Consider the following 26,512-nt stretch of genomic DNA (forward strand, 5'->3'; position numbering starts at 1 on the left):
GAAACCGCGGTCCCCTAATCCGGGTGGTCTATCAGATCCGGTGCCGCTGCCAGCAGATTGCGTGTGTATTCAGTCTGCGGGTTTTCGAACAACTCCTTGGCCGCGCCCTGCTCGACCACATCCCCGGCCTTCATCACCATGATCTTGTGGCTCATCGCGCGCACCACATGCAGGTCGTGGCTGATAAACAGGTAAGCCAACCCATACTTCCGCTGCAATGCCCTCAGCAGGTCAACGATCTGCACCTGCACCGTCATGTCGAGCGCCGAGGTCGGCTCGTCCAGCACTACCAGCTTGGGTCGCAGGATCATGGCCCGCGCGATGGCGATACGCTGCCGTTGGCCACCGGAAAACTCGTGCGGGTAACGGTCCATCGTGGCCGGGTCCAGCCCGACCTCTTCCATGACCTCTGCCACAAGATCCCGCTCTTCGCGCCCGTCCGGCTTTCCGTGCACGCCCAGGCCCTCGGCAATGATCTGTTCGCAGGTCATGCGCGGGCTGAGACTGCCGAACGGGTCCTGAAACACGATCTGCATATCCTTGCGCAGATCGCGCAAATGCTTGGTCGACCAACCGCGCACGTCCTGTCCGTCAAAGGTGATCCCACCTTCCGACGCGATAAGCCGCATGATCGCCAGCGCCACCGTGGTCTTGCCCGAGCCGGATTCGCCGACGATCCCCAGCGTCTCTCCGGCGCGTACCGAAATGGTCGCGTCATTCACCGCCTTGATATGCCCCACCGTGCGCCGGAAGAACCCGCGCTGGATCGGGAACCAAACCTTGAGGTGTTCTGTTTCCGCCATCACCGGTGCATCCGCGTCAACCGGGTCCGGCGCGCCCACGGCACGGGCACTCAACAGCTTGCGCGTATAGGGATGCTGGGGGTTGGCAAAAATCTCGTCGACCGGCCCGGCCTCAACAATCTCGCCGTCCTTCATCACACAGACCTTGTCAGCGATCCGCTGCACAATCCCAAGGTCATGGGTGATAAACAACAGCCCCATATCTTCGGACTTTTTCAACTCTGCCAAAAGTTCCAGAATCTGCGCCTGAATGGTCACGTCCAACGCTGTTGTCGGCTCATCCGCGATCAGAATGTCAGGTTTGTTGGCCAGCGCCATGGCAATCATCACCCGCTGGCGTTGTCCGCCCGAAAGCTGGTGCGGATATGCCCCCAGGCGGCTCTCCGGATCACGGATGCCCACTTTGGTCATCAGCTCAACAATCCGCGCCCGTGCACCTTCACCCGCTATGCCCTGGTGCAGGGCAAGCGACTCGGCCAGCTGCCTTTCCAGCGTATGCAGCGGGTTGAGTGAGGTCATCGGTTCCTGAAAAATGAACGAGATGTCGTTGCCGCGCACCTTGCGCAGCATACGCTCATCCGCGCCCACCATCTGTTGACCGTCATAGGTGATATCACCGGTAATCGTCGCGCTGGCGGGCAATAGCGAAACCGTCGAGAGCGCGGTTACCGATTTGCCCGAGCCGGACTCGCCCACCAGAGCAACCGTTTCGCCACGATCTACGGTGAACGACACCCCCCGGACCGCCTCAACGCTTTCGCCATCCTGCCGGAAACTGACGCGCAGATCCTTGACCTCGAGCATCGTCATGAAAAGGTCTTCCTTGGGTCAAAGGCATCGCGCACCCCTTCAAAAATGAAGACCAAGAGCGACAGCATGATGGCAAAGGTAAAAAACGCTGTAAAGGCCAGCCACGGCGCCTGCAGGTTTTGTTTGGCCTGCAGCGTCAATTCTCCCAAAGACGGGGCCGTCGATGGCAGGCCAAAGCCAAGAAAGTCAAGCCCGGCAAGGGTCGAGATCGTGCCTGTCACGATAAAGGGCAACATGGTCAGCGTGGCCACCATCGCATTCGGCAACATGTGGCGGAACATGATGACGCGGTTTGAAACGCCCAGCGCCTTGGCCGCGCGCACGTACTCCAGGTTCCTCGCCCGCAGGAACTCGGCCCGCACGACACCCACCAGTGCGGTCCAGCCAAACAGGATGGTCAAAAAGACCAGCAGCCAGAAACTGCGCCCCAGAATGGCAAAGAGAATGATGATGACATAAAGACTGGGAGTCGAACTCCAGATCTCAATGATGCGCTGAAATATCAGGTCGATCCACCCGCCGAAATAACCCTGTACAGCGCCGGCAACAATACCGATGGCACTGGCGCTAATGGTGACGATTAGTGTGAACAGGATCGACAATCGGAAGCCATAAATCACCCGCGCCAGCACGTCGCGCTTGCGATCATCGGTGCCCAGCCAGTTCTGTGCACTGGGCGGCAAGGGCGCGGCACCGGGACGGTCCACATGGGTATCAAAGGAATAGGGAATGAGCGGCCAAAGCGTCCACCCCTTTTGAAAACCATCTGCTTTGAAACTGCCCGCAGCGACCTGTCCGATGATGTCTTCGGGTGCGTCAAAGCAATCCTCGACGCCGCCGGTTTCAATCAGGCATTGCACAACGGGATCACGGTAATCCGCCTCGGTTTTGAAGTCACCGCCAAAGGTCGTTTCGGGATAGAACTTTGCAATTGGCACGAAATAGTCGCCGCGATAACTCACCAGGATCGGCTTGTCATTGGCCAGAACCTCGGCAAACAGCGTGATGGTAAAGGTGATCAGGAAGATGATCAGCGACCAGTACGCGCGTCGATTGCGTTTGAAATTGGTCCAGCGTCGTTGATTGAGAGGGGAAAGTGCCATGACTATCCCTCCCGCTTTTCAAAGTCGATGCGCGGATCAACGATCACGTACATCAGGTCAGACAGAATGCCGACAACAAGGCCGATCAAGCCAAAGATAAACAGCGTGCCAAACACCACCGGATAATCCCGCGCCACGGCCGCCTCAAACCCGAGACGGCCAAGACCGTCCAGCGAAAAGATCGTCTCGATCAGCACCGAGCCGCCAAAGAACACGCCGATGAACACCGCCGGAAAGCCCGCGATCACAATCAACATGGCGTTGCGGAACACGTGGCCATAGAGCACACGGCGCTCGGTCAGGCCCTTGGCGCGTGCGGTCATCACATAGTGTTTCTTGATCTCATCCAGAAACGAGTTCTTGGTCAGCAGCGTCAACGTCGCAAAGGCGGCGATTGTCGACGCCAGAACCGGCAGGGTGATGTGCCAGAAATAATCAAGGATCTTGCCCGTCAAACTCAGGTTTTCAAAGTTATCGGATGTCAGACCGCGGAGGGGAAATATCTGCCAATAGGACCCGCCCGCAAACAACACCACCAGCATGATCGCGAACAGGAATCCCGGGATCGCATAAGCCACGATGATCGCGCCGCTGGTCCATGTGTCAAAGGATGATCCATCCTTTACCGCCTTGCGAATGCCCAGCGGGATCGACACCAGATAGGCAATCAAGGTCGACCAAAGCCCCAGTGTGATCGACACCGGCATCTTCTCGAGAACCAGATCTATCACACTGATTTTGCGAAAATAGCTTTCGCCGAAATCGAACCGCATGTAGTTGCCGATCATCAACAAGAACCGGGTCAGCGGCGGCTTGTCAAAGCCGAACTCTTTTTCCAGTTCCTCGATGAACTCTTTGGGCAACCCGCGTGCCCCCAGATAGTCACTATCCGAGCCAAAGGTTTCCTCGGCAACGTCCTGATCTCCGCCGGCAAAGCTGGAAAACACGTCCCCCTCGCCCTGCACCTTGGCAATGATCTGCTCTACCGGACCGCCCGGCACAAACTGCACCAGCGTGAAATTGATGATCATGATCCCCAAAAGCGTTGGGATGACCAGTAACAGCCGTCGAAGGATATACGCGCCCAAAAACCCGTTACCTCAGCGCGCCAGAGGCCTTGAGAGCCTCGTATTTTTCTTGGTTCTGCCACCAGAAATCCAAAACCCCTACTGAGTAGGGCGGCAGTTTTTCCGGACGTTCAAACATGTCGTAATAGGCAACCCAGTTTTCAGGGACATACCCGCCATGGACGATGATCCGCTCAAATCTCAGGGCGCGGTCCAGCGCGGTCAAAGCAATCAACTCTTCTTCGCGTGATTTGGTCTCAAGCGCGGCATCAATGATCGCATCCACCATCGGGCTGCGCAGCGCCGCAGGGTTGTAAGAGGACACAACCGCAGTGTCGGCGCCGAACAGTTGCTTTAACCCGGTGCCCGCCGAGGCAAACGTCAGGATTCGCGTGTGGATCAGATCATACTGTTTGTCGAGGAAACGCTGCTGTCCCTGTGCACTGTCGACCTTGTCTGCCTTGACCTTTATCCCCCAGTTTTCAAGGGTCTTTACAAAGGTTTCGATAATGGCGAGCCGCGTGTCATCCCAGGTGGAAATCACCAGGAAATCCAGCGTCATCTGCGCGCCGTCCTTGTCCACCATCTTGCCTTCGTCGCTCACCGTCCAGCCAGCCTGTTCAAACAGTTTCAAAGCGGCGCGCTTGTTACGGCGGTCTATCGGGTTGGATGGGTTGGAACTGTGCGGCATGACCGCTGGTTCGGTCAGCATTTCCGGCGGAACGACGTCGCCAAGCGATTGGAGAAAGGCCAGCTCGGCCCCTTGCGGGGCGCCATTGGCCTGCCAGTCCTGACCTTCGACAAAGGAATTGCGCTGCGTGGTCAGATCGAACTGCAGCGACTCGCGTGTCCATTCGAAGTTAAAGGCAAGCGACAAGGCATGGCGCACCACGCGATCATCCAGAGGTGCCTTCATCGTGTTGAAGATCACGCCGCTGTTGTTGGGGGCCGTGCCGTCGGGGATGGCTTCGCGGATAACGTCTCCGCGCTCAAGCCCGGGGAAGTCATAGCCCGTCGCCCAGCGTTTGCTCGATCCTTCCGAGCGGAAGGTATAGACACCCGCCTTAAAGGCCTCGAACTCGGCGGTGGCGTCCGAGAAATACTCGATCCGGATGCGATCAAAGTTGTGCCGCCCGACGTTCAGCGGATGATCCCAACCCCAATAGTTCGGATTGCGTTCATAGACGACGTAGCGGTTAAACTCGTAATCACCGACCTGGTAAGGCCCTGATGCCATTGGAGAAAGCACCGACGGCTCATCCAGCCGCTCGCCGGTTTCATTGTACCAATCCTCGGAGAAAATCGGCGTGCCGCCGACCTGCCCGATCAGCGACCGGCGCGAGATTCCGTCGGCAAATTTGTACCGCAAAGTCAGGTCGTCAATGACCTCGACCGCCTCGATGCGCTCCTTGACGGAGCGGGCGTAAGAGCGGATTCCCTGCTCCAGAAAGAGGTTGTGGGTAAAGGCGGCGTCGCGGGCGTGGACGGGGGCACCATTTCGAAAGGTGACGTCGTCGCGCATGTGGAACACGCACCAGGTCTTGTTGCGCGGGTACTCGACCTCGCGCGCGATCAGGCAGTAGCTTTCGGTGATCGAATCCGCAGGCAGCCCGCCACCCCAGGGCATTTCGCCAAACATCGCTTCGGCCACGACACCCGAATTCGTCTCGGGGTTGCCACGCCATGCAAAGCGATTGAAGCCGTCAAATGTGCCACGCGAACTGATGGTGATCTCACCACCCTTAGGGGCATTCGGGTTCACATAGTCAAAATGTGGGAAACCTTTGGGGTATTTCAGGTCACCAAAAAAGGAATAGCCATGCGAGCGAATGACCTCATCCTCGTCAGCATAGGCCGTGCCGGCGCGCCCGAAACCAAGGGCCAGGGCACTGGCGCCCATGACGCGAAGGGCACCGCGGCGGTCAAACATCGGACCCGCGATTCTAAAGGTCTTTTCGGTCATCTGGCCTCTCCTGCACTGCGAGCGTTCGCACCGGTTCTTGTTGTTGCCCTCAAGCTAAGGTGCCTGAGTGCCGGGATTCAAGGTGAGAATGTGTAAACAGGGTGTGAAAAGACCGTGCGCAGCCCGTGATCGGCGCAACGGACAGGGTTTGACCATGTTGTACAACATTTTTGAAGCCGACTCTCCAAGTTGTACAACATTTTTTGGGGCGAATGACCAAGTTGTACAACATTTCCATCTGGTTAATTTGTACAGCCTTTGCCGTCATCCGGACACGAAAAAAGCCGCTGCGCGAAGCAGCGGCTTTTTCAGATCTCTGACCTTCTGGCTTAGTTGCCGATGGTCTGCAGATAGGCAATCATGTTGGCGCGGTCGGTGGCTTTCTTGAAGCCCGAGAACGACATCTTGGTGCCCGGTGCGAATTTCTTGGGGTTGGTCAGGAACCCATCGAGGTTTTCCGGCGACCATGTGTCGGCGACTGCCACCAGCTTGCCCGAATACCCGAAGCCAGCAACAGACCCCACAGCGCGGTTCACAACACCGTAGAGGTGCGGACCGGTGCCGTTGGCGCCGTCTTCCAGCTTGTGGCAGGCTTTACACTTGGAAAAGCTCTTGGCGCCTTTTTCGACATCGGCCTCGGCCAGAAGCTCTTCGAGCGAGGGGCCTTCTTCGACTTCTTCGGCGCCGTGGTCATCTGCACCTTCGACCTCGATCACATAGGCCTGTTGGGCGTGATCGCCGTGGCCACCGCCACCGGTGCTGTAGAGAACTTCTGCGCCCCACTTACCCAACATGAAAATCAGCAGTGCCCCACACAGAGCACCGATAGTCTTGGTCATTGTCATCGTGTCAAACATGCTACGTTTCCGTCTCGTGGCGTTTTGCCGGGTATCTATCCGCTTCCTCTTGTCAAAGGCAAGGTATAGTTACCGCGACCAAACGACCAATGTTAAGCAATTCGGCGGAAAAGACACGAGATGACCAATCGCATCGCATTCCAGGGTGAGCCGGGCGCCTACTCGCACGAGGCCTGCAACGCAGCCTATCCAGATATGGAGGCCCTGCCCTGTCAGTCCTTTGAGGATGTCATCGGGGCCGTGCGCTCGGGCGCGGCGGATCTGGCGATGCTGCCGATCGAAAACTCGACCTATGGCCGCGTGGCCGACATTCACCGGCTGCTGCCGGAAAGCGGGTTGCACATCGTTGATGAGGCTTTTGTGCGGGTGCGTATCAGCCTGATGGCGCTGCCCGGTGTGACCCTGGACGAGATCGACACCGTGCGCGCGCACCTTGTTTTGTTGCCGCAATCGGCCAACTTTCTGAAGCTGCACGGCATCCATGGAGTCTCGGCTGCGGACAGCGCCGGGGCGGCGCGCGAGCTGGCCGAACACCAGACCCGCAACGAAGGGGTTCTGGCCTCGACACTGGCGGCTGAGATTTACGGGCTGGACGTGCTGGCGCAGGACATCGAGGACCACGGGCACAACACCACGCGGTTTGTCATCATGTCGCGCGAGCCGAACTATGAGCGGCGTGGCGAAATCGAGATGATGACCACCTTTGTCTTTGAAGTGCGCAACATTCCGGCGGCGCTGTACAAGGCGATGGGAGGCTTTGCCACCAACGGCGTCAACATGACCAAGCTGGAAAGCTACATGGTGGACGGCTCGTTCACGGCCACCCGATTCTATTCCGACATCGAAGGCCACCCGGACGACCCGGCAGTGCGCCGGGCACTGGAAGAGTTGGAGTATTTCACCAACTCGCTGGAAATTCTGGGTGTCTATCCGGCGGTTGAGAAACGGCACACGTGACGGAGTGAATTTGGGCACGGGGTCAGAACTGACTGCGAATCCAGGTTTTCAAGAGCTCGGTGCCCGGTGGCACAGGGGGCGTCTGGGCGGGCTGCACAAAATAGTGCGATTGCCCCAGGGACACCGCAGGGCCTGCCATATGGATGGCCCGGCCGGTGTCCATCGCCTGCGCCGCAAAGCGTTCGATGACCACGGCACAACCCAGCCCCGAGGCGACCATCTCGAGTGCGGCGGTGGACGTGTCGGTCATCAGGCGCTGCCCCCGGTCGGTTGGCTGCAGGGAGAATGCCGACAGGTAGCGGCCCCAATGGTCGTCAAATCCCAGGATGTGAATGGCCGGGTGGTGCAACAGGTCCTGCGGTCTTTTGATTCTGTCGGCGCGCGCGGTGCTGCAAATGGGCACGATCTGTTCATCCGAAAGATGTTCGAGGCCCGGGCGGCTATGGGCGTTGGGCGCAAGAACGATATCCACGTCGACCGGTTGCCTGTCCGCCGGGCTTTGCCAGATGGAGGTCACGAGCTTGACGCCGATATCGGGGTTCTCTTGCAGGAACCCGTCAAGCCGTGGCGCGATCCACATGATGAAGGCCATCGACGCCCGCAGCGTAACAGTGCTGGTCTGGCGCGGGCCGAACAACCCGGTGGTGGACATCTCGATCATGTCCAGTGCGTCGCGCACCTTGGGCAGATAGGCCTGCCCCATGTCAGTCAGTTGCAGGCTTTTGGGGCGACGCAGGAACAGCTTGTCCCCAAGCTGCATTTCCAGCGCCTTGATATGCTGGCTGACCGCGGTTTGGGTCAGCCCGATTTCATGGCTGGCCGCGGTAAAGCTCAGGTGGCGCGCGGTGGCTTCGAAGCTGCGCAGCCAGTTCAGATTCAGGTTGTGGCGCATGGGGTCTCATAAATTTTTTATGTTCATGGGGTATTTTTATTTCGTTTTAGTTGCCAAAAGCCCGGTTGCATAGTGGCCTGACCCGTCACCGCGCCGCGAACCTGCGGTGCCCAAGCGCCAGGAGACATGATGACTGAGACCCCCCTGACCCAACGAGACATTGCCTTGGACCTGGTTGATCTTGACCGCTACCCGATCGCGGATCTGGACCGCGGGCCGGGTGCGGCGTTTCTGGCGCAATGCCAGGACAGCATGCAGACAAACGGCTGGTGCAATCTGGATGGCTTTATCCGGGGTGATGCCCTGGAGCGGCTGAACGCCGAGGCCAACCAGCTGTTGCCGACGGCGGAGGTTCTGCACGTCAAACGCAACATCTATCAGGGGGCCATCGACCCTAGCCTGCCTGAGGATGATCCGCGCCGCAAAGAGTTCACCCATATCGCCGTGCAGCTGGCCGACGATCAGATCCCTGTAAGCACAGAGGTCAAGCGGCTTTATCATTCTGATATCCTGACAGAGTTTGTGCGTCGGGTGCAAAAGAAGGATCAGCTATTCCGTTGTGCGGACCCGTTTCAGGCGCTGAACATCGTGGCGCTGCGCCCCGAGAGCTGGCACGCCTGGCATTACGACACCACTGAATGCACCGTGACGCTGTTGTTGCAGGCTGCGGAACAGGGCGGTGAGTTCACCTTTCTGCCCAATTCGCGCACCGATGACGGCGAAGATCGCGCGGCGGTGGACCAGCTGCTTGCGGGGGACATGTCCGGGGCCATGAGCTTTTCGCGGGGCGCGGGGACATTCACGCTGTTTCGCGGCGGCTATTCCCTGCATGGCGTGACAAAGGTCGAAGGCAATCACCCGCGAATCTCTGCCATCCTGACCTATGATGAACAGCCCGGTCAGGTTATTGCGGATGACATCAATATCCGCATTTATGGCAAGCGGGTGGAACAGATTCTGGCCGATCGCAAGGCCGAAGCAACTGGATAGGAACAGGCAAAGATGAAAACCGCATTATTGGTGATCGACGTTCAGATGGCTCTGGCGCAAGAGGATGCCGCCGGTGCCGAGCGGTCCTGTCCGCAGGCCGAGGACAACATTGCAGCCCTGCTAGAGGCGTTCCGCTCGGCGGGGCAAACGGTGGTGCACATCCATCACCACGGCACGGACCCGGACGATCCGTTTCACCCCGACGCGCCGGGGTCCGAGGTGCAGCCCGTGGCCGCCCCGGCGCCCGGTGAGCCTGTGGTCGTCAAGACCGGCAGCAGTGGCTTTGTCGGCACGTCGCTGCTGGACACGTTACAGGCGGCAGACATCGAGCGCGTTGTCCTGTGCGGGGCCACGGCCAACCATTGCGTGGAATCAACCACCCGGAGTGCCTCGGATCTGGGATATCAGCCAGTCTATGCCGCCGACGCGGTCTGGACCTATGGCATCACGGGGCCGGATGGGGTGTCACATCCTGCAGAGCAAATCCACTCGGTCACCATGGCAACGCTCGAAGGAGAGATTGCGGCGGTGAAACCAACCCGCGATATCCTGGCCGGGTAAGCGCTGGCGCGTCAGGTCAGGGGCGCGGCCAGTCCCTGTCGTGACCTGTCACGCCATGCCGCCGTAGCGGTCTTCCATGTCGCGGGCGGCCGTGGCCATGCGTTTGTCGAAACGCTTGGTGATGTTGGACTTGGCCAGTTTCAGCGATTGAACCAAAAGCCGCGCGGACAGGGTTTTGGGGCGCACATCAGTGCTGACATTAAGACGGGTCAGGGTCTTGGAAAGCGCCACCAGCTGCAGTTGGATGGTGGATTCCACGCCCTGTAGCCGGGCCTCGAGGGTCATTTCATAAGGCCGGTCGAATTCGGTCACCTCGAGGTTCATCTGACGGCTTTTGCCGCGAAAATCAAACACCAGATCCCAGCCGACCCCGACACCGGGCGCGCTGAGGCTGTCAGTGCGTGTGACCTCGGCGCCGCGCCGCATAGCGGAGCGCTCGTGGCGTTCGAAATCTGTCAGCATCTCGAAAACCTGTTCGATGGGAACTTCGATATTCTCTTTACTCGTAAACTGCATTTGTCTGCCCTTGGCTCATCTCACGCCTTAACGTTATTCAGTTATGCTTTAATCCAGTCGATCCGCAAGCCAGTTGCGCAGGATAAAATGGGCAATCGCCCCCTTTCGCGCCGGTTTCAGCACGGGATGTGCACCGGCAAAGGCCTGCATCATCTCTTCGCGGCTGACCCAGATGGCATCGTCCAGTTCGACGGGGTCGATGGTGATTTCAGCGTCCAGCGCCTGACCGCGGCAGCCGAACATCAGCGATGACGGAAAGGCCCATGGCTGGCTGGCGAGGTAATCAACGGCACCAACGCGGATGTTCGCCTCTTCCAGCACCTCGCGGCGCACCGCTGCCTCAAGGGTTTCGCCGGGTTCGACAAAGCCCGCGAGCAGAGAGTACATGCCCTCGGGCCAGCCGGGGCTGCGGCCCATCAGAACGTTGTTGCCATGGGTGATGAGCATGATCACCACGGGATCGGTGCGGGGGAAATGATGCCCTCCGCAAGAGGCACAGTCACGTTGCCACCCGGCCATGGCCATCTGGCTTTCGTTGCCACAGATGGCGCAGAACCGATGCGAGCGGTGCCAGCTGAGCACCGCCTTGGCCGTAGTGGCAAGTTCGGCGTCGCGCGGCGTGAGAAAGGTCATGGTGGCGCGCAATTCGCAAAAGCTGTGATCGGGGGGCAGCGCCGGGTGGGTTTGTTCCGAACGGTCCAGGAATGAGCCCATGGCCTCGGCATCCAGCTCGGCAGGTGTCCAGAACGAAATGTCGCTGGCAAAGACATGCCCGCCTTCTTCGCGGCCCAGGTAGATTGGCGGGACCTTGGCGTCGGTCAGAACCGGGTGATCCATCGGCAATCTGGCAAGGGCGCGGGTGTCGCCCGCCAAAAGCGGCTTGCCGCGCCAGATCAGAATCGTGCGGGTGGCGGGGTCGCGGCGCGCGGCCTCGAGCGCGGCAGCATCACCGCGCAGCTCTGCGGCCCGATCCAGACCGGAACCGCCAAAAGTCACTGTTTCCGCGTGTCGCATGTGTGCCCTCCGATTTGTCACAGGCTTGCCACGGATGCTGCCGCACGGCAATGGCCCAGCGAGACCGCAGGTATTTCAACCTTTCAACAAATTGTTTTCAGTGAATTTTTTGCTTGTCTTTGCGGCGCAGCGATGATTCTTTGCCGGGCATTGACGAGTGTTCCGTTCCCGCTGACCATCCCCAATCCGCCGAGGTGTCCCTGGTGCCCGAAAACGCTGCAAAGGTTCCGGACGGGCCGCATGTCACGCTGAGCCTGCTGGCCACCACCGATCTGCACGGGGCGCTGGTTTCCTATGATTACTTTGCCGATCAGCCCGGCCATCTGCCCGCGCTGAGCCGGATTGCGACCTTGATCCACGAGGTGCGCGCCACGGCGGACAACACGCTGTTGCTGGACAACGGCGATTTTCTTCAGGGGACTCCGCTGACCGATCTGGTATCGGATCGCTCTCCTGATGGGCTGACGCATCCTTTGGTCGCGGCGATGAACACGCTGGGATATGATGCGGCGGCGCTCGGAAACCACGAATTCAACGTCGACCTGGAGCGGTTGACCGAGATCCTCGGGCAGATTAATGCGACGCTGGTGTGTGCCAATCTCGAGGTCACCGGGGAGGCACCCGAGGGATTGGCCGCGTGCTGGCAGCCGCAGTGCATTCTGGAGCGACAGGTGGTGGACAGCACCGGCGCGCGGCACGGGCTGCGGATCGGTGTGTTTGGCGTGGTGCCGCCACAGGTGCTGAGCTGGGATCATTCACGGGTGGCGGGCAAGTTGACGGCAGAGGAGTCGCTGGTCGCAGCACGACGCGCGGTAAGCGATCTGCGCGCGGCGGGGGCGGATCTGGTGATCGGGCTGGCGCATACGGGTCTGGGGGACGCTCCGGAGCAGGAAGGTCTGGAAAACGCGGGCCATCTGATCGCGGGGATCGACGGGTTGGACGCCTTGGTTCTGGGGCACACGCATTTGCGGTTTCCCGGCACAACGCACCCCGCGGTGCCGGGCATTTGCGCCGAGACCGCCACCGTGCACGGCACGCCGACGATGCAACCGGGATCGGGGGGGCGTCTGCTGGGGCGGATGGACTTGTGCGTGGTTCAGGATGGTCGGGGCTGGCAGGTGGCGGCGCACAGCGTTGAGCTGATGAACGCACAAGAAGCCGAAGAGGACGCGGCGCTGTCTGCGGTGCTGAGGCCGGCACATGACTGGGTGCTCGAGGCGCTGCGCAGGCCCGTCGGGCACATCCGCAAGCCGCTGCATTCCGGTCTGGCAAGGCTGCCGGGCTGCGCAACGGTGCGCGTGGTGGCGGAGGCGCTGGCAGGCTACGTGGCCGAGGCGCGCAAGGGCACCGACTGGGCCGACCTGCCGGTATTGGCCGCCGCCGCCCCGCAAAAATGTGGCGGACGGGCTGGACCACAGCATTTCACCGACATTTCCGCGGGCCAGGTGGCGCTGAATAACATCAGCGACCTGCAGTTTTTCCCCAATGATGTCAGCGTCTTGCGTCTGAATGGTGCCGAGCTGGCGGAATGGCTGGAGATGTCGGCGGGGCTCTATGAGCAGATTGTGCCGGGACAGGCGGACCAGCCGCTGTGCCGCACGGATTTCCCGGTTTACAATTGTGATGCGATTTACGGGCTGCGGTATGACATCGACCTGAGCCAGCCTGCGCGCTACGGGCCGGATGGCACGCTGATCAATCCGGACGCACGGCGCATTGGCCATCTGCATTGGCAGGGTGCACCGCTGCGACCCGATCAGAACTTTGCATTGGCGGTCAACAATTACCGCGCGGGCGGCGGCGGCAATTTTCCATATGCCACCCCCGAGCGCATCCTGCTGCAGGAAAAGACCAAGATTCGCGACCTGCTGGTGCAGGCCTTTGCCGAGGGCGACCCGTCGGTGTCGGAAACCCCACCCCCGGCCCGCTTTGCCCCGATTGAGGGCGCGACGGCCGTGTTTTTGAGCAGCCCGGACATGCGGGAGATGCTGAGGGGCGCCCCTGTGAAGGGGGTCGAGATCCTGGGCGAAACACCCGATGGGTTTTTGCAAATGCGCCTGCGATTTGAGTGACCACGCCAGCTTGCATCTGTCGCAAGGGGCGACTATATCAGGCCCCGAGGGGTTGGCGCGGGCAAGCGCCTCGCCAACCTGGTCAGGACCGGAAGGTAGCAGCCACAACGAGCCCCGCTTGGGTCGATGTCCAACCTCTCACCCAGTTCGGGTTCTGCGCAGCAGGTTCCGAACGACCCGACAGGCGCGTTTTCAACGAAAACTCTGCCGAAAGGGTGCCCTAAGACTACTCAATGACCCGGAGGATTGATGGAGATTGTCGCATCCTTTCGGGCCGTCGTTACCAGCTAAGGTAACCACCGCCCGACCGTAATAAAGCCACGTGACCCTTGGATGGGATCGCGTATGTTTTCTTACATATCGGGAATAGTCCATTGACAGATATGACACTTGCCGGCCTTGGGTGGTCGGCGCATTTCGACGCGCAGATTGACGAGGGCGAAGGCCCCCGTGCCGCGCGCATTTCATCGGTCGCGCGCGACCGCCTGTTCGCCCTGACACCAGAGGGCGCGCGCATCGTCCTGCCGCCTTCGACCATGACAACGGCAGAGTTTGCCGTGGGCGACTGGGTGAGTCTCGGCTCTGACGGTGTGCGGGTGGTCCGGCGGCTGACGCCGGTGACGGCGTTGACCCGACGGGCAGCGGGCACCGGGGCCGAGGCGCAGTTGATCGCGGCCAACGTCGATACGCTGGCCATTGTGACCAGCTGCAACGCCGACTTTAACGAAGCGCGCATTGAACGGTATCTGGCGCTGGCCTCCAGTGCCGGGTGCCTGCCGCTGGTGGTGCTGACCAAGGCCGATCTGGCCGGGGATGCCCGCGCGTATCAGCGTCGGGCCGAGCGGTTGTCGCCGCTGGTCACGGCGCTGGCGCTGAACGCGCTGGACCGGAGCGAGGCCGAGGCGCTGGCGCCATGGTGCCGGGGCGGGCAGACGCTGGCGCTGGTGGGATCGTCCGGCGTGGGCAAGTCAACGCTGGCCAATGCGCTGACCGGTATCGGGGTCGACACCCAGGGCATTCGTGAAGACGATGCCAAGGGGCGGCACACCACCACGGCGCGCGGGCTTTTTGCCACGCGCTTTGGTGGCTGGCTGATCGACACCCCCGGCATGCGAGCCTTGCGGCTGACGGATGCTTCTGAGGGCATCGAGGCGGTGTTCGAGGACATCGAAGCGCTGGCGCGGGGATGCCGGTTTTCGGACTGTGGCCATGAAACCGAGCCGGGCTGTGCAATCAGGGCGGCGCTGGACAGTGGCGCGCTGGACGAAGACCGTCTGAACCGCTGGCGCAAGCTGTTGCGCGAGGATGCCCACAACTCGGCCACGCTGCACGAGGCGCGCGCCAAGGACAAGGCGTTCGGCAAGATGGTGCGGTCGGTGATGAAAGAGAAAAAGAACCGCCGCTGAGGCGTTTCAGAGGCGCATGGCCCAGGCGGCCTGCGCCTTGGTTTCCACGGCACATGGCCGGACCTGTCGCAGGCGTTTCAATGCGGCGGGGCCGTCTTCGCCCATCTCGACCATCAGCCGCAACAGTGCCATGCCCGAGCGGCCGCAGCCACCGTAGCAATGGGCCAGAACCCGGCCTCCGGCCGCCAGCGCGGCGCGCGCCTGCGCCGAAGCATCCGCCCAACGCGCCTGCACTTCCGGGCCCGGTGCGCCAAAATCGCGGATCGGCAGGTGCAGCCAGCCGATGCCCGCGGCGTTCAGGTCATCCGGAAAGGTTTCGGCGCCCAGACACTCCAACTCCATGGACTCGGTCATGGTCAGGACAAGCGACGGGGACCAGTCCAGGATGGTCGCGAGATCACCGGCATAGTCGTCAAACCGCCCCGGGGCCGGGCAGATGCCGAGCGTGCCCTGCCCGGCTGATAGTGACGCGATGGCAAAGCTCACAGGCGGTTGGTTGCGAAGGTATCGCAACGCTCAAGATCGCCACTGTCGTAGCCACGCTGGAACCAGCGTGCGCGTTGTGCCGAAGTGCCATGGGTAAAGGTGTGGGGCTGCGGTACCTTGCCCGCGCGTTTCTGCAGGTGGTCATCGCCGATCATGCGGGCGGCGTTCAGCGCCTCTTGGAGGTCGCCGCGCTCCATCAGGTCGCTCACAGCCCGCGCCCAGATGCCCGAGAGGCAATCGGCCTGCAACTCCAGCCGCACGGTGAGAGCGTTGGCCTCGGCCTGGGTGGATTGCTGGCGCAGCTGGTGGACCTGCCCGAGAATGCCCAGTTCGTTCTGGACATGATGCGCGACCTCGTGGGCGATGACATAGGCCGCCGCAAAGTCGCCCTTGGCTCCAAGCTGGCGGGCGAGCGTGGCAAAGAACTGCGTATCGAGGTATGCCTTTTGATCCGCAGGGCAGTAAAACGGCCCTGTCGCGCCGCTGGCCCCGCCACAGGGGCTGCGCGTGGCGCCGGAGAACAGAACCAACGTCGGTGGCGTGTAGCTGCGGTTCAGTTGGGTATCGAAAATCCCGGCCCAGACGGTTTCCGTGGTGGCCAGAACCGACGCGCTGAAATCGCCCGCCTGTTGCTCTTCGGGCGACAGCGGGCGCTCTTGGCGTGTCTGCGGGGCGGCGGCTTCGTTCAACAAGGGGGTCACATCGATCCCGGCAAAGTATCCGATGGCGAGGATCACCAGCAAGCCAACGCCGCCAATCCCTGCCGCGCCCTTGCCGCCACGTCCGCGACGATCCTCGATGTTCCGGCTGCGCCGGATGCCTTTCAACCGCATGTGTGCCACCCTTAACCCAAACTCACCGCAAGGATTACCCCAGGCTGCCCCGCGCGCCAAGGCTGCCGCGCGGCGCGTATGACACATACCCCCGCCAATCCGGTAGACGCGCCGCCCTGCCCGGCTTAGGTTGTTCCGGACACTCGAATCCCGAAGGCCTCCCATGAGCGATCCCGTATGAGCGATACTGACACGTCCGACACCGTCTATCAGGTTCTTGCGCGCAAATACCGCCCCGAGACCTTTGCCGATCTTGTCGGGCAGGATGCCATGGTGCGCACCCTGAAAAACGCCTTTGCGGCGGACCGGATCGCGCAGGCTTTCGTGATGACCGGCATTCGCGGCGTGGGCAAGACCACCACCGCGCGGATCATCGCCAAGGGCATGAACTGTATCGGCGAGGATGGGACCGGTGGCCCCACCACCGAGCCTTGTGGCAAATGCGAGCATTGCATGGCGATCATGGAAGGCCGCCATGTCGATGTGATGGAGATGGACGCCGCCAGCCGCACTGGCGTCAACGACATCCGCGAGATCATCGACTCGGTGCATTACCGCGCGGCCTCGGCGCGCTACAAGATCTACATCATCGACGAAGTGCACATGCTGTCGACCAGCGCCTTCAACGCGCTGTTGAAGACGCTCGAAGAGCCACCGAGCCACGTCAAATTCATCTTTGCAACAACCGAGATTCGCAAAGTGCCGGTGACGGTGCTGTCACGCTGTCAGCGCTTTGATCTGCGCCGGATCGAGCCGGAAGACATGATCGCCATGCTGCGTCGGATTGCGACGGCGGAAAAGGCCGAGATCAGCGATGACGCACTGGCGCTGATCACGCGGGCCGCCGAAGGTTCGGCGCGCGATGCGCAGTCATTGCTGGATCAGGCCATTTCCCACGGTGCCGGAGAGACCACCGCCGATCAGGTGCGCGCCATGCTGGGTCTGGCCGACCGGGGCCGTGTGCTCGATCTGTTCGACATGATCATGAAAGGCGACGCGGGTGGGGCTCTGAACGAGCTCAGCGCGCAATATGCCGATGGGGCCGATCCCATGGCGGTGCTGCGCGATCTGGCCGAGATCACCCATTGGGTCAGCGTGGTGAAAATCACGCCGGACGCGGCACAGGACCCGACGATCAACCCTGACGAGCGTTCTCGCGGGCAGTTCATGGCCGACAAGCTGCCGATGCGTATCCTGACCCGCATGTGGCAGATGCTGCTCAAGGCGCTGGAAGAGGTCGGCGCGGCCCCCAACGCCATGATGGCCGCCGAGATGGCGATCATTCGCCTGACCCATGTGGCTGATCTGCCCAGCCCCGAAGAGCTGGTGAAGAAGCTGCAGGACATGCCGCCGCCGCCACCCAATGGTGGTCCGGGTGGGGGTATGCCCGCGGGTGGTCCCGCCGGTGGCACACAGGCCTATGCGACCACGCAGGTGGCCGGTGGACCGGGTGGCACGGTGACCGCGCTGGCCCCGCAGGTGGAAACCGCGCTGGCGCGTTTTGCCACCTTTGACCATGTGATCGAGCTGATCCGCAAGAACCGTGACGCCAAGCTGCTGATGGATGTCGAGGCCGACATGCGGCTGGTCTCGTACCGGCCCGGGCGGATCGAGTTCGTGCCCACGGAAACAGCCCATGCCGACCTGGCCCAACGGCTGGGATCGCGGCTGCAAAGCTGGACCGGCAATCGCTGGGCGGTGATCGTCGTGCGCGAAGGTGGCGGTGACACCATCGTTGAAAAACGCAACGCCGCCGAGAACGCCATCAAGGCCGAGGCAGCGCAACATCCGATGGTTCAGGCCGTTCTCGAAGCCTTTCCCAAGGCCAAGATCACCACGATCAAGAGCCAGCAGGAAATCACCGCACAGGCCCATGAAGAGGCCCTGCCCGAAGTCGAGGACGAGTGGGATCCCTTCGAAGAGGATTGAGTGCTGTGTGGCCGCTCTTTGGGACGCCTGCGCGCCCGCATCGCACAAATGGTCAGGTGCCGCGCCCTTTTAGAAACGTCGACACCCTCTGCAGCCCTTCTTTCAGAACCTCAGGGTTGTTGGCGAACCCGATCCGCACGTAGCCTTCCATGCCCAGGGCCGAGCCGGGCGTGAACATCACGCCGGTTTCCTCCAGCAGTGCCACGCAGAATTCGCGGGATGACTGGGGCAGGTCATACTTCAGCAGGGCCGTGGTGCCCGCCTTGGGCGTCACCCATGACATCAGTGGTTCTGTGGCAATCCAGTCGGTCAGGATCGTCAGATTGCCCCGTGTGATCGCATGGCTGCGGGCCAGCAGGCGGTCGGCGTTTTCCAACGCCAGCGTGGCAAAGTGATCGTCGAGCACGCCAACCGAAATCGTGTCATAGTCGCGGTGGATCGAGACCGCTTCGATCACCTCACGCGGGGCGGCGATCCATCCCAGACGCAGGCCCGCGAGGGAAAACGCCTTGGACGTGCTCGCCGTGCTGATGCCCTTTTCATAGATATCCGCCATCGACGGTCCCATGCCATCGCCGGTCTGGCCAGTGCCGCGATAAACCTCGTCACACAGCACCCAGGCGTCAGCGTCACGCGCAATGGTGGCGATCTGTTCCAGCATGGCGCGATCCATCAGCGCGCCGGTGGGGTTGTTGGGGTTGTTGATGGCGATCAGCTTTGTCTCTGGCGTGACCATCGCACGCAGCGCGTCAAGATCAGGCAGCCAGCCATCCTCTTCGCGCAAATGCAGCAGGTGCATCTCGGCACCGATGCTTTCGGGGATGGAATAATGCTGCTGATAGGTCGGCACCACCGCCACCACGCGGTCGCCGCGTGACACCAGTGTCTTGTGCACCAGCATGTTGGCGCCGATGGTGCCGTGGGTCACGATCAGGTTTTCCGGCTGTTGGTTCTCATAGAGCGCCGCGATGGCGCTGCGCAGCCGGTCCGAGCCCTCGATGGCGCCATAGGTCATCTTCATCGGCAAGAGGTCGGACAGGTCGGTCTCATTCTTGCCGGCCAGCGCCATCAGCTCGGCAATGGTCATGCTTTCAACGCAGGTCTCGGCAAGGTTCCAGTCGCAGCGCGTCTCCCATTCATTCATCCAGATTTCAACGCCAAAGGGCTCAATATGCATCTGCCCACCTCCCCGTGGTTCCAGTCCAGCGGATTGACGCTAGCGGTGGCGCGATCAAAAGGCCAGCGCCCGTTTCACCTTGCCCACAAGGCACGCGCGCCTTATCTAGGCGGCAACAAACGGAACCCCGATCAGGAGATCACACATGCTCAAAGGGCTTGGCAACATTGGCGATATGGCCAAGATGATGAAACAGGCGCAGGAAATGCAGTCCAAGATGACCGAGATGCAGGATGCCCTGCACAGCATCATGGTTGTCGGCGAAAGCGGCGCGGGCCTGGTCAAGGCCACGGCCTCGGCCAAGGGCGAGCTGAAAGCGCTGGACATCGACCCCTCGATCTTTAACGGCGACGACAAGGAAGTGGTCGAAGACCTGATCCTCGCCGCTATCAAGGACGCGCAATCCAAGGCCGCCGACCGCAGCCAGGAAGAGCTGGGCAAGATCACCGAGAGCCTCGGCCTGCCTGCGGATATCAAGCTGCCGTTCTAAGCTCTTGCCCTACCCGGGCTTCATCTTGCTATAAATACTCAAATTTCCGGCGGCTTTCAGCGTTTCGAGATCAACCTGAGGATCAAGTTTATTTCAGAGCGCTCACAACGTCAGCAGGTTCTGAGTGTTTCACCTTATTGCTAATGATTGGCAATCAGTCGAAACACTTCAGGCCGCCGGTGTCATATGAGGCAGGCCCATGAGCAGTTCGGACATCGACACCCTGATCGAAATGATGGCGAAGCTGCCGGGGCTGGGACCGCGCAGTGCACGACGCGCGGTGCTGCACCTGATCCGCAAGCGCGCCCTGTTGCTGACCCCTCTGGCAGACGCCATGCAGGCGGTGGCCGCCACAGCGCGCGAATGCCTGAACTGTGGCAATGTCGGCACTTCGGATATCTGCGACATCTGCCATGACGACAAACGCGCCACCGGAGAGTTGTGCGTGGTCGAGGATGTCTCGGACCTCTGGGCGATGGAGCGTGCCAATGTCTTCAAGGGGCGCTATCACGTGCTTGGCGGGACATTGTCTGCGCTGGAAGGTGTCGGCCCCGAAGAGCTGTCGATCCCCAAGCTGGTGGACCGGGTGGTGTCGGAAGAGATTTCCGAAGTGATCCTGGCGCTGAATGCCACGGTCGATGGCCAGACCACGGCGCATTACATCGCCGACCAGCTGGAGACGCGGGTCAAGCTGACCTCGCTGGCGCAGGGTGTGCCGATTGGCGGGGAACTGGACTATCTCGACGAGGGCACCATCAGCGCGGCCCTCAACGCGCGCAAAACCATCTGAAGCTTTCGTCGCGGCGGGCATAGGGCCGAGGCCTCACAATGCAACGGCAGACCCGCCGCCCTGTCAGGGATTGCGAAGGCGCGGATCGGCGTTAAGGTTTCGGCTGGCCAGACTGTTGGCCCGGAGCTTTGGGAGGGAAGCAATATGCAAGCGCCGAAAACCAACCCGCGAGCCTCCGGTGACCATCTGGGTCTGGCCATTGGCGCCATCCTGTTTTCGGTCTTTGCCCTCTCGCTGGGGGACGCGCTGATCAAGCTGAGCAGCAACAGTTTCGCGCTTTGGCAGATCTTTGTGCTGCGGTCCGTGCTGGCGATTCCTGTGCTGGTGGGCATCGGGCTGGCGGTGCTGCGGGGCGTTTCCTTTTGGCCCGTGCAGCCGTTCTGGAGCCTGTTGCGCAGCCTGATGCTGGTGGCGATGTGGATCGTTTACTACGGCGCTCTGCCCCATCTGCAATTGCCGGTGGCCGCCGCAGCATTCTACACGCTGCCGTTTTTCATCACGCTGTTCTCAGCGCTGTTGCTGGGCGAACGCATCAGCCGCCTGGGCTGGGGGGCGGTTGCCCTTGGATTTGCCGGTATCCTGTTGATTCTAAAACCGGATGTCGGGGACTTTAATGCCTACGCCCTTTTGCCCCTGATCTCGGCCATGCTCTATGCGCTGTCGATGATCCTGACGCGCAGCAAGTGTCAGGCCGAGCATCCTCTGACCCTGGCGCTGCTGCTGAACCTGAGTTTCATCGTGGTCGGTGCGGTGGCGTCGCTGGTCCTGAGCGTGGCCCCGGCCCTGCCCGAAGACGGCTTTCTGATGAGCCGGTGGAGCCCGGTCGACGCGGGCGGATGGCTGACCCTGTGCATCATGGCCGCGGGCATTCTGATTGGCAGTTTTGGCGCTGCATTGGCCTATCAAAAGGGTCCGCCGTCGGTGGTTGGCATTTTCGATTTTGCCTATGTCGGGTTTGCCGTGATCTGGGGGCTGGTTCTGTTCTCAGACATACCGAACGCCAGCGCGTTGACGGGCATTGTTCTGATCTCGGTTGCCGGAGGCCTGTCGGTCAGGCGATAGGACGGCGGGGGCGCTCCCGCCCATCGTTGACGCCTGACGGCGCCGCCTTTGGTTGGGCGTGGCTCAGCAAAGCTGAGCCTGTTTCAGGGGCCTTGCCCCTCTTGGCCCCGAGGGCCAATTCACCCAAGGATATTTCCGGCCAAAAGAAGAAGGGCCGCCCACTCTGGACGGCCCCCTTGGGAAAATCTGTCTGACGGATCAGGGCTGTTCGGTTTCGTCGCCTGAGGGCAGGTTGAAGAAGCTGTCGGCGTCGGCAAAATCGCTGTCGCCGCGTTTGTCTTCGTCGTCCTCGTCTTCGTCATTCGAGAGCGTGAAGGTTTCCAGACCTTCGATGGCCGAGGGGATCTTGGGTTCGGCTTCCATGCCCAGCGAGGTCTCGGTCGAGACCAGTTTGCGGCGCTCGTCATCGGTCATCACTTCGCCGTCAGCGGCCTTTTTGGCGGCGGCTTTTTGCACAACGGCGTCCAGTTCGGACTGTTTGCACAGCCCCAGGGCCACCGGGTCGATGGGCTGGATGTTGGCGATGTTCCAGTGGGTGCGCTCGCGGATGGCCTGGATCGTCGGTTTGGTGGTGCCGACAAGCTTGGAGATCTGACCGTCGCTGAGTTCCGGGTGGAACTTGACCAGCCACAGGATCGACGCCGGGCGGTCCTGGCGTTTCGAGAGCGGCGTATAGCGCGGGCCACGGCGTTTTTCTTCGCCAGCAGCGGCGGCGTTAAACTTGACCTTGAGTTTGAACAGGGGATTATCCTGAGCGTTATCAATGTCTTCCTGGTCCAGTTGCTGGTTGGCAACCGGGTCGAACCCCTTGACGCCCGTAGCGACATCACCATCGGCGATGCCTTGGATTTCCAGTTCATGCATGCCCACGAAATCAGCGATCTGCTTGAAGCTGATCGTGGTGTTGTCGACCAGCCAGACGGCGGTGGCCTTGGGGTGCAGCAATTTGGTCATTTGCAGGTCTCCTAAATCACATATCTTCCCCGTTGCCTGGCTTTGCAGGCGGTCCTGGCGGGGCCGGGACGGTTTCCGTTGTCGGGGAACTTGGGGGCTATATAGTGGCATTCGACGCATAAGGAAAGAGTGAATGCGATTTGTAAAGATTCTGGCGATGGCCTTGTTTTGCGGCGGGGCTGCAGGCGCCCAGAGCCATGTGGCGGGCGCGTTTGACTACTATGTGATGGCGCTGAGCTGGTCGCCGAACTGGTGTGCCATCGAGGGTGATCAGAAGGGCTCGCCGCAATGTGACGCGGCAGAGGATTACGGCTGGGTGCTGCACGGGCTCTGGCCGCAATATCACCGTGGCTGGCCCGAGCATTGCAGCACGTCCGAGCGCAATCCGCCCCGTTGGATGACCGAACAAATGGTTGATATCATGGGGACATCTGGCCTCGCCTGGTATCAATGGAAGAAACACGGGCGGTGCTCGGGGCTGTCGGGCGAAGACTATTACGCCCTGTCGCGCAAGGCCTATGAAAGCGTCGTCAGGCCGGCGATTTTCCGCAAGCTGGACAAGTCGGTGAAACTGCCTGCAAGCGTTGTCGAAGAGGCCTTTCTCAAGGCCAATCCGCAGCTGGGCAAGGACATGCTGACGATCACCTGCCGGGACGGTTACATTCAGGAGGCACGGGTCTGCCTGAGCCGCGATCTGACCCCTGTGCCCTGTGGGCGCGACGTGATCCGGGATTGCACCTTGGGCGACGCGGTATTTGAACCTGTGCGCTAGTCGACAGGGGGCGATTTGCGCAAAGTGACCAGATTGTACATCTTTCCAAGGCGCGACTCTCCATTTTGTACAAAATGGTCATTTTGCGATTTGGTGAGATCTTGGTCAGGTTTGGCCCTGTGCGCACTATGGGCCGGGGGCATGGGGCGGACAGGCCAGCCCCGGCTTCGTATCCCGTAGGTCGGACAAGATTGTCCGACCTACCCCATCCGAGGAAACCCGTCATGACGTTGTCCCGCCACACGGTTCTTGCGGCCAGTCTGAGGCCGGGTTTTGCCGGGAACATGGTATCCGGGCGTTCCACGGCGCTGTGCATGGTGCGCTGCCGGGGCGACCTCGGGACAATGAAGACACAGGGGTAGCGCAGAAGGTATCGGGTGGGGCCGCTAGGGCGTCAGCCATGCGGTGAGGCTGAGGAGGCCGGCAAGGGCAATCACCAACACCAGAAAGAGCGCAGCTTTGTTCAATCCGGATTTCGCAGGCGGTCGGCTGTGCCTTTCACGAGACATGTTGTACCTGCGGCCAAACGTGGCGGGGGCCTCGGTTTCAGAGGCGGGGCGATGGGGCGATGTCGCGGCCATTTGGGTGCCTTCCGTGGCGGTGATCCGGAGTAAATACACGCTTAGGTTTTAATTTAAGCCCAATCGGATCAATTTAAAAGATACCTCTTCTTTACATCTTTTATGCGGATGGTCTTCGCGCGGGATGCCGCCCAAAGAAAAACCCGGCCGCAATGGGCCGGGTTTTCAAATGTTTCGCAGGTGGGCCAGCTTAGTGCAGCTTGGCGTCCACGTCGGCAATCGCTTCTTCGATCAGCTTGTTGCCCTGAGCAGCGGTCATCTGCTTGGCGATCACGTCTTTGGCGGCGCCAACGGCGATGGCGATCGCCTGATCGCGCACTTCCTTGACAGCCGAAGCCTGGGCCGAGGCGATCTGATCCTGAGCCGCGGCCAGACGGCGCGCGATCGAGGTTTTCAGCTCTTCCTTGGCCAGATCAGCAGCGTTGGCAGCCTCAGATTTGGCATGCTCGACGATACGGTCGGCTTGCTCGGCCACTTCTTTCTGCTTGCGCTCGTAAGAGGCCAGAAGGGTCTGGGCTTCTTCACGCAGGGCACGGGCTTCGTTCAGTTCGGACTGAATGCCGTCGGCGCGCTTGTCCAGCATGCCACCCAGCATCGAGGGAACCTTGAACTTCAAGAGCACAAGGATGAACAGGATGAAGGCCAGCAGCACGATGAAGTCGGTGTTCTTCAGCGAGAAGAACGGGCCACTTGCCGCAAAGGCGGGCGACGCGGCGGTCAGGGCGAGGAGGGTCGCAAGTTTACGCATGATCCTTACCCTTTCATCCGTGTGGTGATCGCACCGGCGACAGCTTTGTCGTCGGCTTTGCCGCCCATGGCGGTCACGATCTCGGTGGCCGTATCGGTCGCAACTTCCTTGATGCTTTCCAGGGCACCGGCGCGGATTTCGGCGATTGCCTTTTCCGACTCGGCGGCCTTGGCAGCGATCTCGGCATCCGCCTTGGCGGTGGCTGCGTCCAGATCGGCCTGAATCTCGGCCTTGGCTTCGGCAACGATGCGCTGTGCTTCCGCACGGGCATCTGCAAGCGCCTTGTTATAGGCGTCTTCTGCGTCAGCGGCTTTCGCCTTCAGCTCTTCGGCTGCGGCGATGTCATTGGTAATTGTCCCCTGGCGTTCGGCCAGAACGTTCGCGATGCGCGGCAACGCGATACGCGACAGGACGAAGTAGATCACGACCAGCGTGACCAAAAGCCAGAAAATCTGGTTGCCCCAGTTCGAGAAGTCGAGCTGCGGCATGCCGGGCGCGGACGCGGCGGCGTCAGCAGCGTGGCCTGCGGCTTCTGTCGTTGTCGATGCCATGTCGTCCTCCGTGGAACTTCCGTTGGGTTACGGGTGGGGCGCAATCAGGGACGCGCCCGCACCCGCACGTAAGGATAAGTCCAGTCGGTTTAGACGGCGAACATCAGCAGAAGTGCAACCAGGAACGAGAAGATGCCCAGTGCTTCCGCGAATGCGATACCGATGAACAGGGTGGCAGTTTGCGAAGCAGCTGCCGAAGGGTTGCGCAGAGCGCCTGCGAGGTAGTTGCCGGCTACGTTACCAACACCGATTGCGGCTGCGCCGGAACCGATTGCTGCGAGACCTGCGCCGATGTGTGCGAGTTGACCTTCCATTGGTGTATCTCCTTACGATTGGAAGTTAATAGGTAGTGTGGATGTTCAGACCTTAGTGCGACGGATGCAGTGCATCTTTCAGGTACACACAGGTCAGAATGGTAAAGACGTAGGCCTGGATGAAGGACACGAGGACCTCAAGGCCGTACATGGCGGTGATGGCAACCACCGAAACGGGGCTGACGACAGCGATCGCGGCGAAGCCTGCGAACACCTTGATCACCGCGTGGCCTGCCATGACGTTACCAGCCAGACGAATGCTGTGGCTGACAGGGCGCACGAAGTAGGAAATCAGTTCGATGATGGCCAGGATCGGGCGCAGCGCCAGCGGCGCCGAGGACACCCAGAACAGGCCAAGGAAGCCCATGCCGTTCTTGACAAACCCGACGATGGTCACGGTGACAAACACCAGCATGGCCAGCACCACGGTCACGGCAAAGTGCGACGTCGGGGTAAAGGATGTCGGGATCAGGCCAAGGAAGTTGGCGAACACGATGAACATGAACAGGGTCATGATATATGGGAAGAACTTGACCGCGTCCTTGCCGGCCACGTCTTCGACCATCTTGTAGATAAAGCCATAGGCCAGTTCGGCAACCGACTGCGAGCGGCTGGGAATGATGGCGCGGCTGCGGGTGCCCAGAACCATCATCGCGATGATGCCCAGAACGGCCAGTGCCATCCAGAGGGTCGCGTTGGTGACGGTGAACAGCCCAATGTGATCGCCACCAAACAGCGGTTTGATGATGAACTGATCCATCGGGTGGAATACGAGACCGCCTTGTTCGGCGCCGTGTGCTTCGCTTGCCACGTT

Annotated in this window: 27 protein-coding genes and 1 other RNA gene; 11 read left to right on the top strand and 17 right to left on the bottom strand. The window is 61.0% G+C overall.

From position 1 onward, the window contains the following. Positions 1–14: 14 nt before the first annotated feature. From EK369_RS12535 to EK369_RS12555, 5 genes are all read right to left on the bottom strand, one after another. Positions 15–1,613, bottom strand: a complete 1,599-nt coding sequence (locus tag EK369_RS12535) for an ABC transporter ATP-binding protein (RefSeq protein WP_127114603.1) — start codon at positions 1,611–1,613, stop codon at positions 15–17. Further along, positions 1,610–2,716: an ABC transporter permease gene (locus EK369_RS12540; protein WP_127114604.1), complete on the bottom strand. Its 1,107-nt coding sequence runs from the start codon at positions 2,714–2,716 to the stop codon at positions 1,610–1,612. Before EK369_RS12540 ends, EK369_RS12535 begins: the two co-directional genes overlap by 4 nt. Positions 2,717–2,718: 2 nt before the next feature. After that, positions 2,719–3,804, bottom strand: coding sequence for a microcin C ABC transporter permease YejB (locus tag EK369_RS12545; protein WP_127114605.1), 1,086 nt, complete (start codon positions 3,802–3,804; stop codon positions 2,719–2,721). Positions 3,805–3,811: 7 nt separating this feature from the next. Beyond that, entirely contained in the window at positions 3,812–5,746 is a 1,935-nt protein-coding gene (locus tag EK369_RS12550) for an extracellular solute-binding protein (protein ID WP_235871418.1), read from the bottom strand. Between the two features lie 329 nt (positions 5,747–6,075). Continuing rightward, positions 6,076–6,603, bottom strand: a complete 528-nt coding sequence (locus tag EK369_RS12555) for a c-type cytochrome (protein WP_127114606.1) — start codon at positions 6,601–6,603, stop codon at positions 6,076–6,078. Between the two features lie 120 nt (positions 6,604–6,723). On the opposite strand from EK369_RS12555, the gene EK369_RS12560 reads away from it, so the two are divergent. Beyond that, entirely contained in the window at positions 6,724–7,560 is an 837-nt protein-coding gene (locus EK369_RS12560) for a prephenate dehydratase (RefSeq protein ID WP_127114607.1), read from the top strand. A 22-nt stretch (positions 7,561–7,582) separates the two neighbouring features. On the opposite strand, the gene EK369_RS12565 is transcribed toward EK369_RS12560, so the two are convergent. Beyond that, on the bottom strand, positions 7,583–8,452 hold the full coding sequence (locus EK369_RS12565) for a LysR family transcriptional regulator (RefSeq protein WP_127114608.1): 870 nt from the start codon (positions 8,450–8,452) through the stop codon (positions 7,583–7,585). Positions 8,453–8,581: 129 nt separating this feature from the next. On the opposite strand from EK369_RS12565, the gene EK369_RS12570 reads away from it, so the two are divergent. Together EK369_RS12570 and EK369_RS12575 are read left to right on the top strand one after the other, a co-directional pair. Beyond that, positions 8,582–9,442 carry a HalD/BesD family halogenase gene (locus EK369_RS12570; RefSeq protein ID WP_127114609.1) on the top strand — a complete coding sequence of 287 codons (861 nt, stop codon included), beginning with the start codon at positions 8,582–8,584 and terminating at the stop codon, positions 9,440–9,442. A 12-nt stretch (positions 9,443–9,454) separates the two neighbouring features. Next, positions 9,455–10,003 carry a cysteine hydrolase family protein gene (locus tag EK369_RS12575; protein ID WP_127114610.1) on the top strand — a complete coding sequence of 183 codons (549 nt, stop codon included), beginning with the start codon at positions 9,455–9,457 and terminating at the stop codon, positions 10,001–10,003. Positions 10,004–10,051: 48 nt separating this feature from the next. Here EK369_RS12575 and EK369_RS12580 read toward each other — a convergent pair whose 3' ends face one another. Both EK369_RS12580 and nudC read right to left on the bottom strand, forming a co-directional pair. Then, complete coding sequence (locus EK369_RS12580; RefSeq protein WP_127114611.1) at positions 10,052–10,519, bottom strand: SRPBCC family protein; 468 nt, start codon at positions 10,517–10,519, stop codon at positions 10,052–10,054. 48 nt (positions 10,520–10,567) lie between these two features. Then, positions 10,568–11,533: an NAD(+) diphosphatase gene (gene nudC / locus EK369_RS12585; protein WP_127114612.1), complete on the bottom strand. Its 966-nt coding sequence runs from the start codon at positions 11,531–11,533 to the stop codon at positions 10,568–10,570. Between the two features lie 119 nt (positions 11,534–11,652). On the opposite strand from nudC, the gene EK369_RS12590 reads away from it, so the two are divergent. The 3 genes from EK369_RS12590 (at position 11,653) to rsgA (ending at position 15,011) form a co-directional block, all read left to right on the top strand. Continuing rightward, positions 11,653–13,605 (top strand): bifunctional 2',3'-cyclic-nucleotide 2'-phosphodiesterase/3'-nucleotidase, encoded by a 1,953-nt coding sequence (locus EK369_RS12590; protein WP_206198085.1) that lies wholly within the window; start codon positions 11,653–11,655, stop codon positions 13,603–13,605. A 45-nt stretch (positions 13,606–13,650) separates the two neighbouring features. Continuing rightward, an RNA gene (gene ffs / locus EK369_RS12595) (signal recognition particle sRNA small type) lies at positions 13,651–13,749 on the top strand. Positions 13,750–13,988: 239 nt separating this feature from the next. Further along, positions 13,989–15,011 (top strand): ribosome small subunit-dependent GTPase A, encoded by a 1,023-nt coding sequence (rsgA, locus tag EK369_RS12600; protein ID WP_127114614.1) that lies wholly within the window; start codon positions 13,989–13,991, stop codon positions 15,009–15,011. Between the two features lie 6 nt (positions 15,012–15,017). On the opposite strand, the gene EK369_RS12605 is transcribed toward rsgA, so the two are convergent. Beyond that, on the bottom strand, positions 15,018–15,497 hold the full coding sequence (locus EK369_RS12605) for a phosphatase domain-containing putative toxin (protein ID WP_127114615.1): 480 nt from the start codon (positions 15,495–15,497) through the stop codon (positions 15,018–15,020). Beyond that, on the bottom strand, positions 15,494–16,330 hold the full coding sequence (gene ypfJ, locus EK369_RS12610; protein WP_127114616.1) for a KPN_02809 family neutral zinc metallopeptidase: 837 nt from the start codon (positions 16,328–16,330) through the stop codon (positions 15,494–15,496). The genes EK369_RS12605 and ypfJ overlap by 4 nt, the downstream gene beginning before the upstream one ends. A gap of 177 nt (positions 16,331–16,507) precedes the next feature. Between ypfJ and EK369_RS12615 the strand changes: the two genes are divergently transcribed. Beyond that, positions 16,508–18,259 carry a DNA polymerase III subunit gamma/tau gene (locus tag EK369_RS12615; RefSeq protein WP_127114617.1) on the top strand — a complete coding sequence of 584 codons (1,752 nt, stop codon included), beginning with the start codon at positions 16,508–16,510 and terminating at the stop codon, positions 18,257–18,259. Between the two features lie 52 nt (positions 18,260–18,311). On the opposite strand, the gene EK369_RS12620 is transcribed toward EK369_RS12615, so the two are convergent. After that, complete coding sequence (locus tag EK369_RS12620) at positions 18,312–19,436, bottom strand: aminotransferase (RefSeq protein WP_127114618.1); 1,125 nt, start codon at positions 19,434–19,436, stop codon at positions 18,312–18,314. 145 nt (positions 19,437–19,581) lie between these two features. On the opposite strand from EK369_RS12620, the gene EK369_RS12625 reads away from it, so the two are divergent. From EK369_RS12625 to EK369_RS12635, 3 genes are all read left to right on the top strand, one after another. Next, positions 19,582–19,926, top strand: a complete 345-nt coding sequence (locus EK369_RS12625; RefSeq protein WP_127114619.1) for a YbaB/EbfC family nucleoid-associated protein — start codon at positions 19,582–19,584, stop codon at positions 19,924–19,926. A 199-nt stretch (positions 19,927–20,125) separates the two neighbouring features. After that, on the top strand, positions 20,126–20,716 hold the full coding sequence (gene recR, locus EK369_RS12630; protein ID WP_127114620.1) for a recombination mediator RecR: 591 nt from the start codon (positions 20,126–20,128) through the stop codon (positions 20,714–20,716). Positions 20,717–20,860: 144 nt separating this feature from the next. Further along, on the top strand, positions 20,861–21,778 hold the full coding sequence (locus EK369_RS12635; RefSeq protein ID WP_127114621.1) for a DMT family transporter: 918 nt from the start codon (positions 20,861–20,863) through the stop codon (positions 21,776–21,778). A 198-nt stretch (positions 21,779–21,976) separates the two neighbouring features. On the opposite strand, the gene EK369_RS12640 is transcribed toward EK369_RS12635, so the two are convergent. Continuing rightward, positions 21,977–22,732, bottom strand: a complete 756-nt coding sequence (locus tag EK369_RS12640; protein WP_127114622.1) for a DUF1013 domain-containing protein — start codon at positions 22,730–22,732, stop codon at positions 21,977–21,979. 133 nt (positions 22,733–22,865) lie between these two features. Between EK369_RS12640 and EK369_RS12645 the strand changes: the two genes are divergently transcribed. Then, positions 22,866–23,504 (top strand): ribonuclease T2 family protein, encoded by a 639-nt coding sequence (locus EK369_RS12645; protein ID WP_127114623.1) that lies wholly within the window; start codon positions 22,866–22,868, stop codon positions 23,502–23,504. A 386-nt stretch (positions 23,505–23,890) separates the two neighbouring features. On the opposite strand, the gene EK369_RS12650 is transcribed toward EK369_RS12645, so the two are convergent. The 5 genes from EK369_RS12650 to EK369_RS12670 all read right to left on the bottom strand — a co-directional run bounded on the left by EK369_RS12650 (position 23,891) and on the right by EK369_RS12670 (position 26,509). Then, complete coding sequence (locus EK369_RS12650; RefSeq protein ID WP_127114624.1) at positions 23,891–24,085, bottom strand: hypothetical protein; 195 nt, start codon at positions 24,083–24,085, stop codon at positions 23,891–23,893. Between the two features lie 190 nt (positions 24,086–24,275). Beyond that, positions 24,276–24,833, bottom strand: coding sequence for a F0F1 ATP synthase subunit B (locus EK369_RS12655; RefSeq protein ID WP_206198086.1), 558 nt, complete (start codon positions 24,831–24,833; stop codon positions 24,276–24,278). A 5-nt stretch (positions 24,834–24,838) separates the two neighbouring features. After that, on the bottom strand, positions 24,839–25,384 hold the full coding sequence (locus EK369_RS12660; protein ID WP_127114626.1) for a F0F1 ATP synthase subunit B': 546 nt from the start codon (positions 25,382–25,384) through the stop codon (positions 24,839–24,841). 89 nt (positions 25,385–25,473) lie between these two features. After that, positions 25,474–25,698: a F0F1 ATP synthase subunit C gene (locus EK369_RS12665; RefSeq protein ID WP_022572950.1), complete on the bottom strand. Its 225-nt coding sequence runs from the start codon at positions 25,696–25,698 to the stop codon at positions 25,474–25,476. Between the two features lie 52 nt (positions 25,699–25,750). Further along, positions 25,751–26,509: a F0F1 ATP synthase subunit A gene (locus EK369_RS12670; RefSeq protein ID WP_127114627.1), complete on the bottom strand. Its 759-nt coding sequence runs from the start codon at positions 26,507–26,509 to the stop codon at positions 25,751–25,753. Positions 26,510–26,512: the final 3 nt, after the last annotated feature.

This window comes from Shimia sediminis (genome assembly GCF_003990645.1).
GTDB classification, from domain to species: Bacteria; Pseudomonadota; Alphaproteobacteria; order Rhodobacterales; family Rhodobacteraceae; genus Shimia; species Shimia sediminis.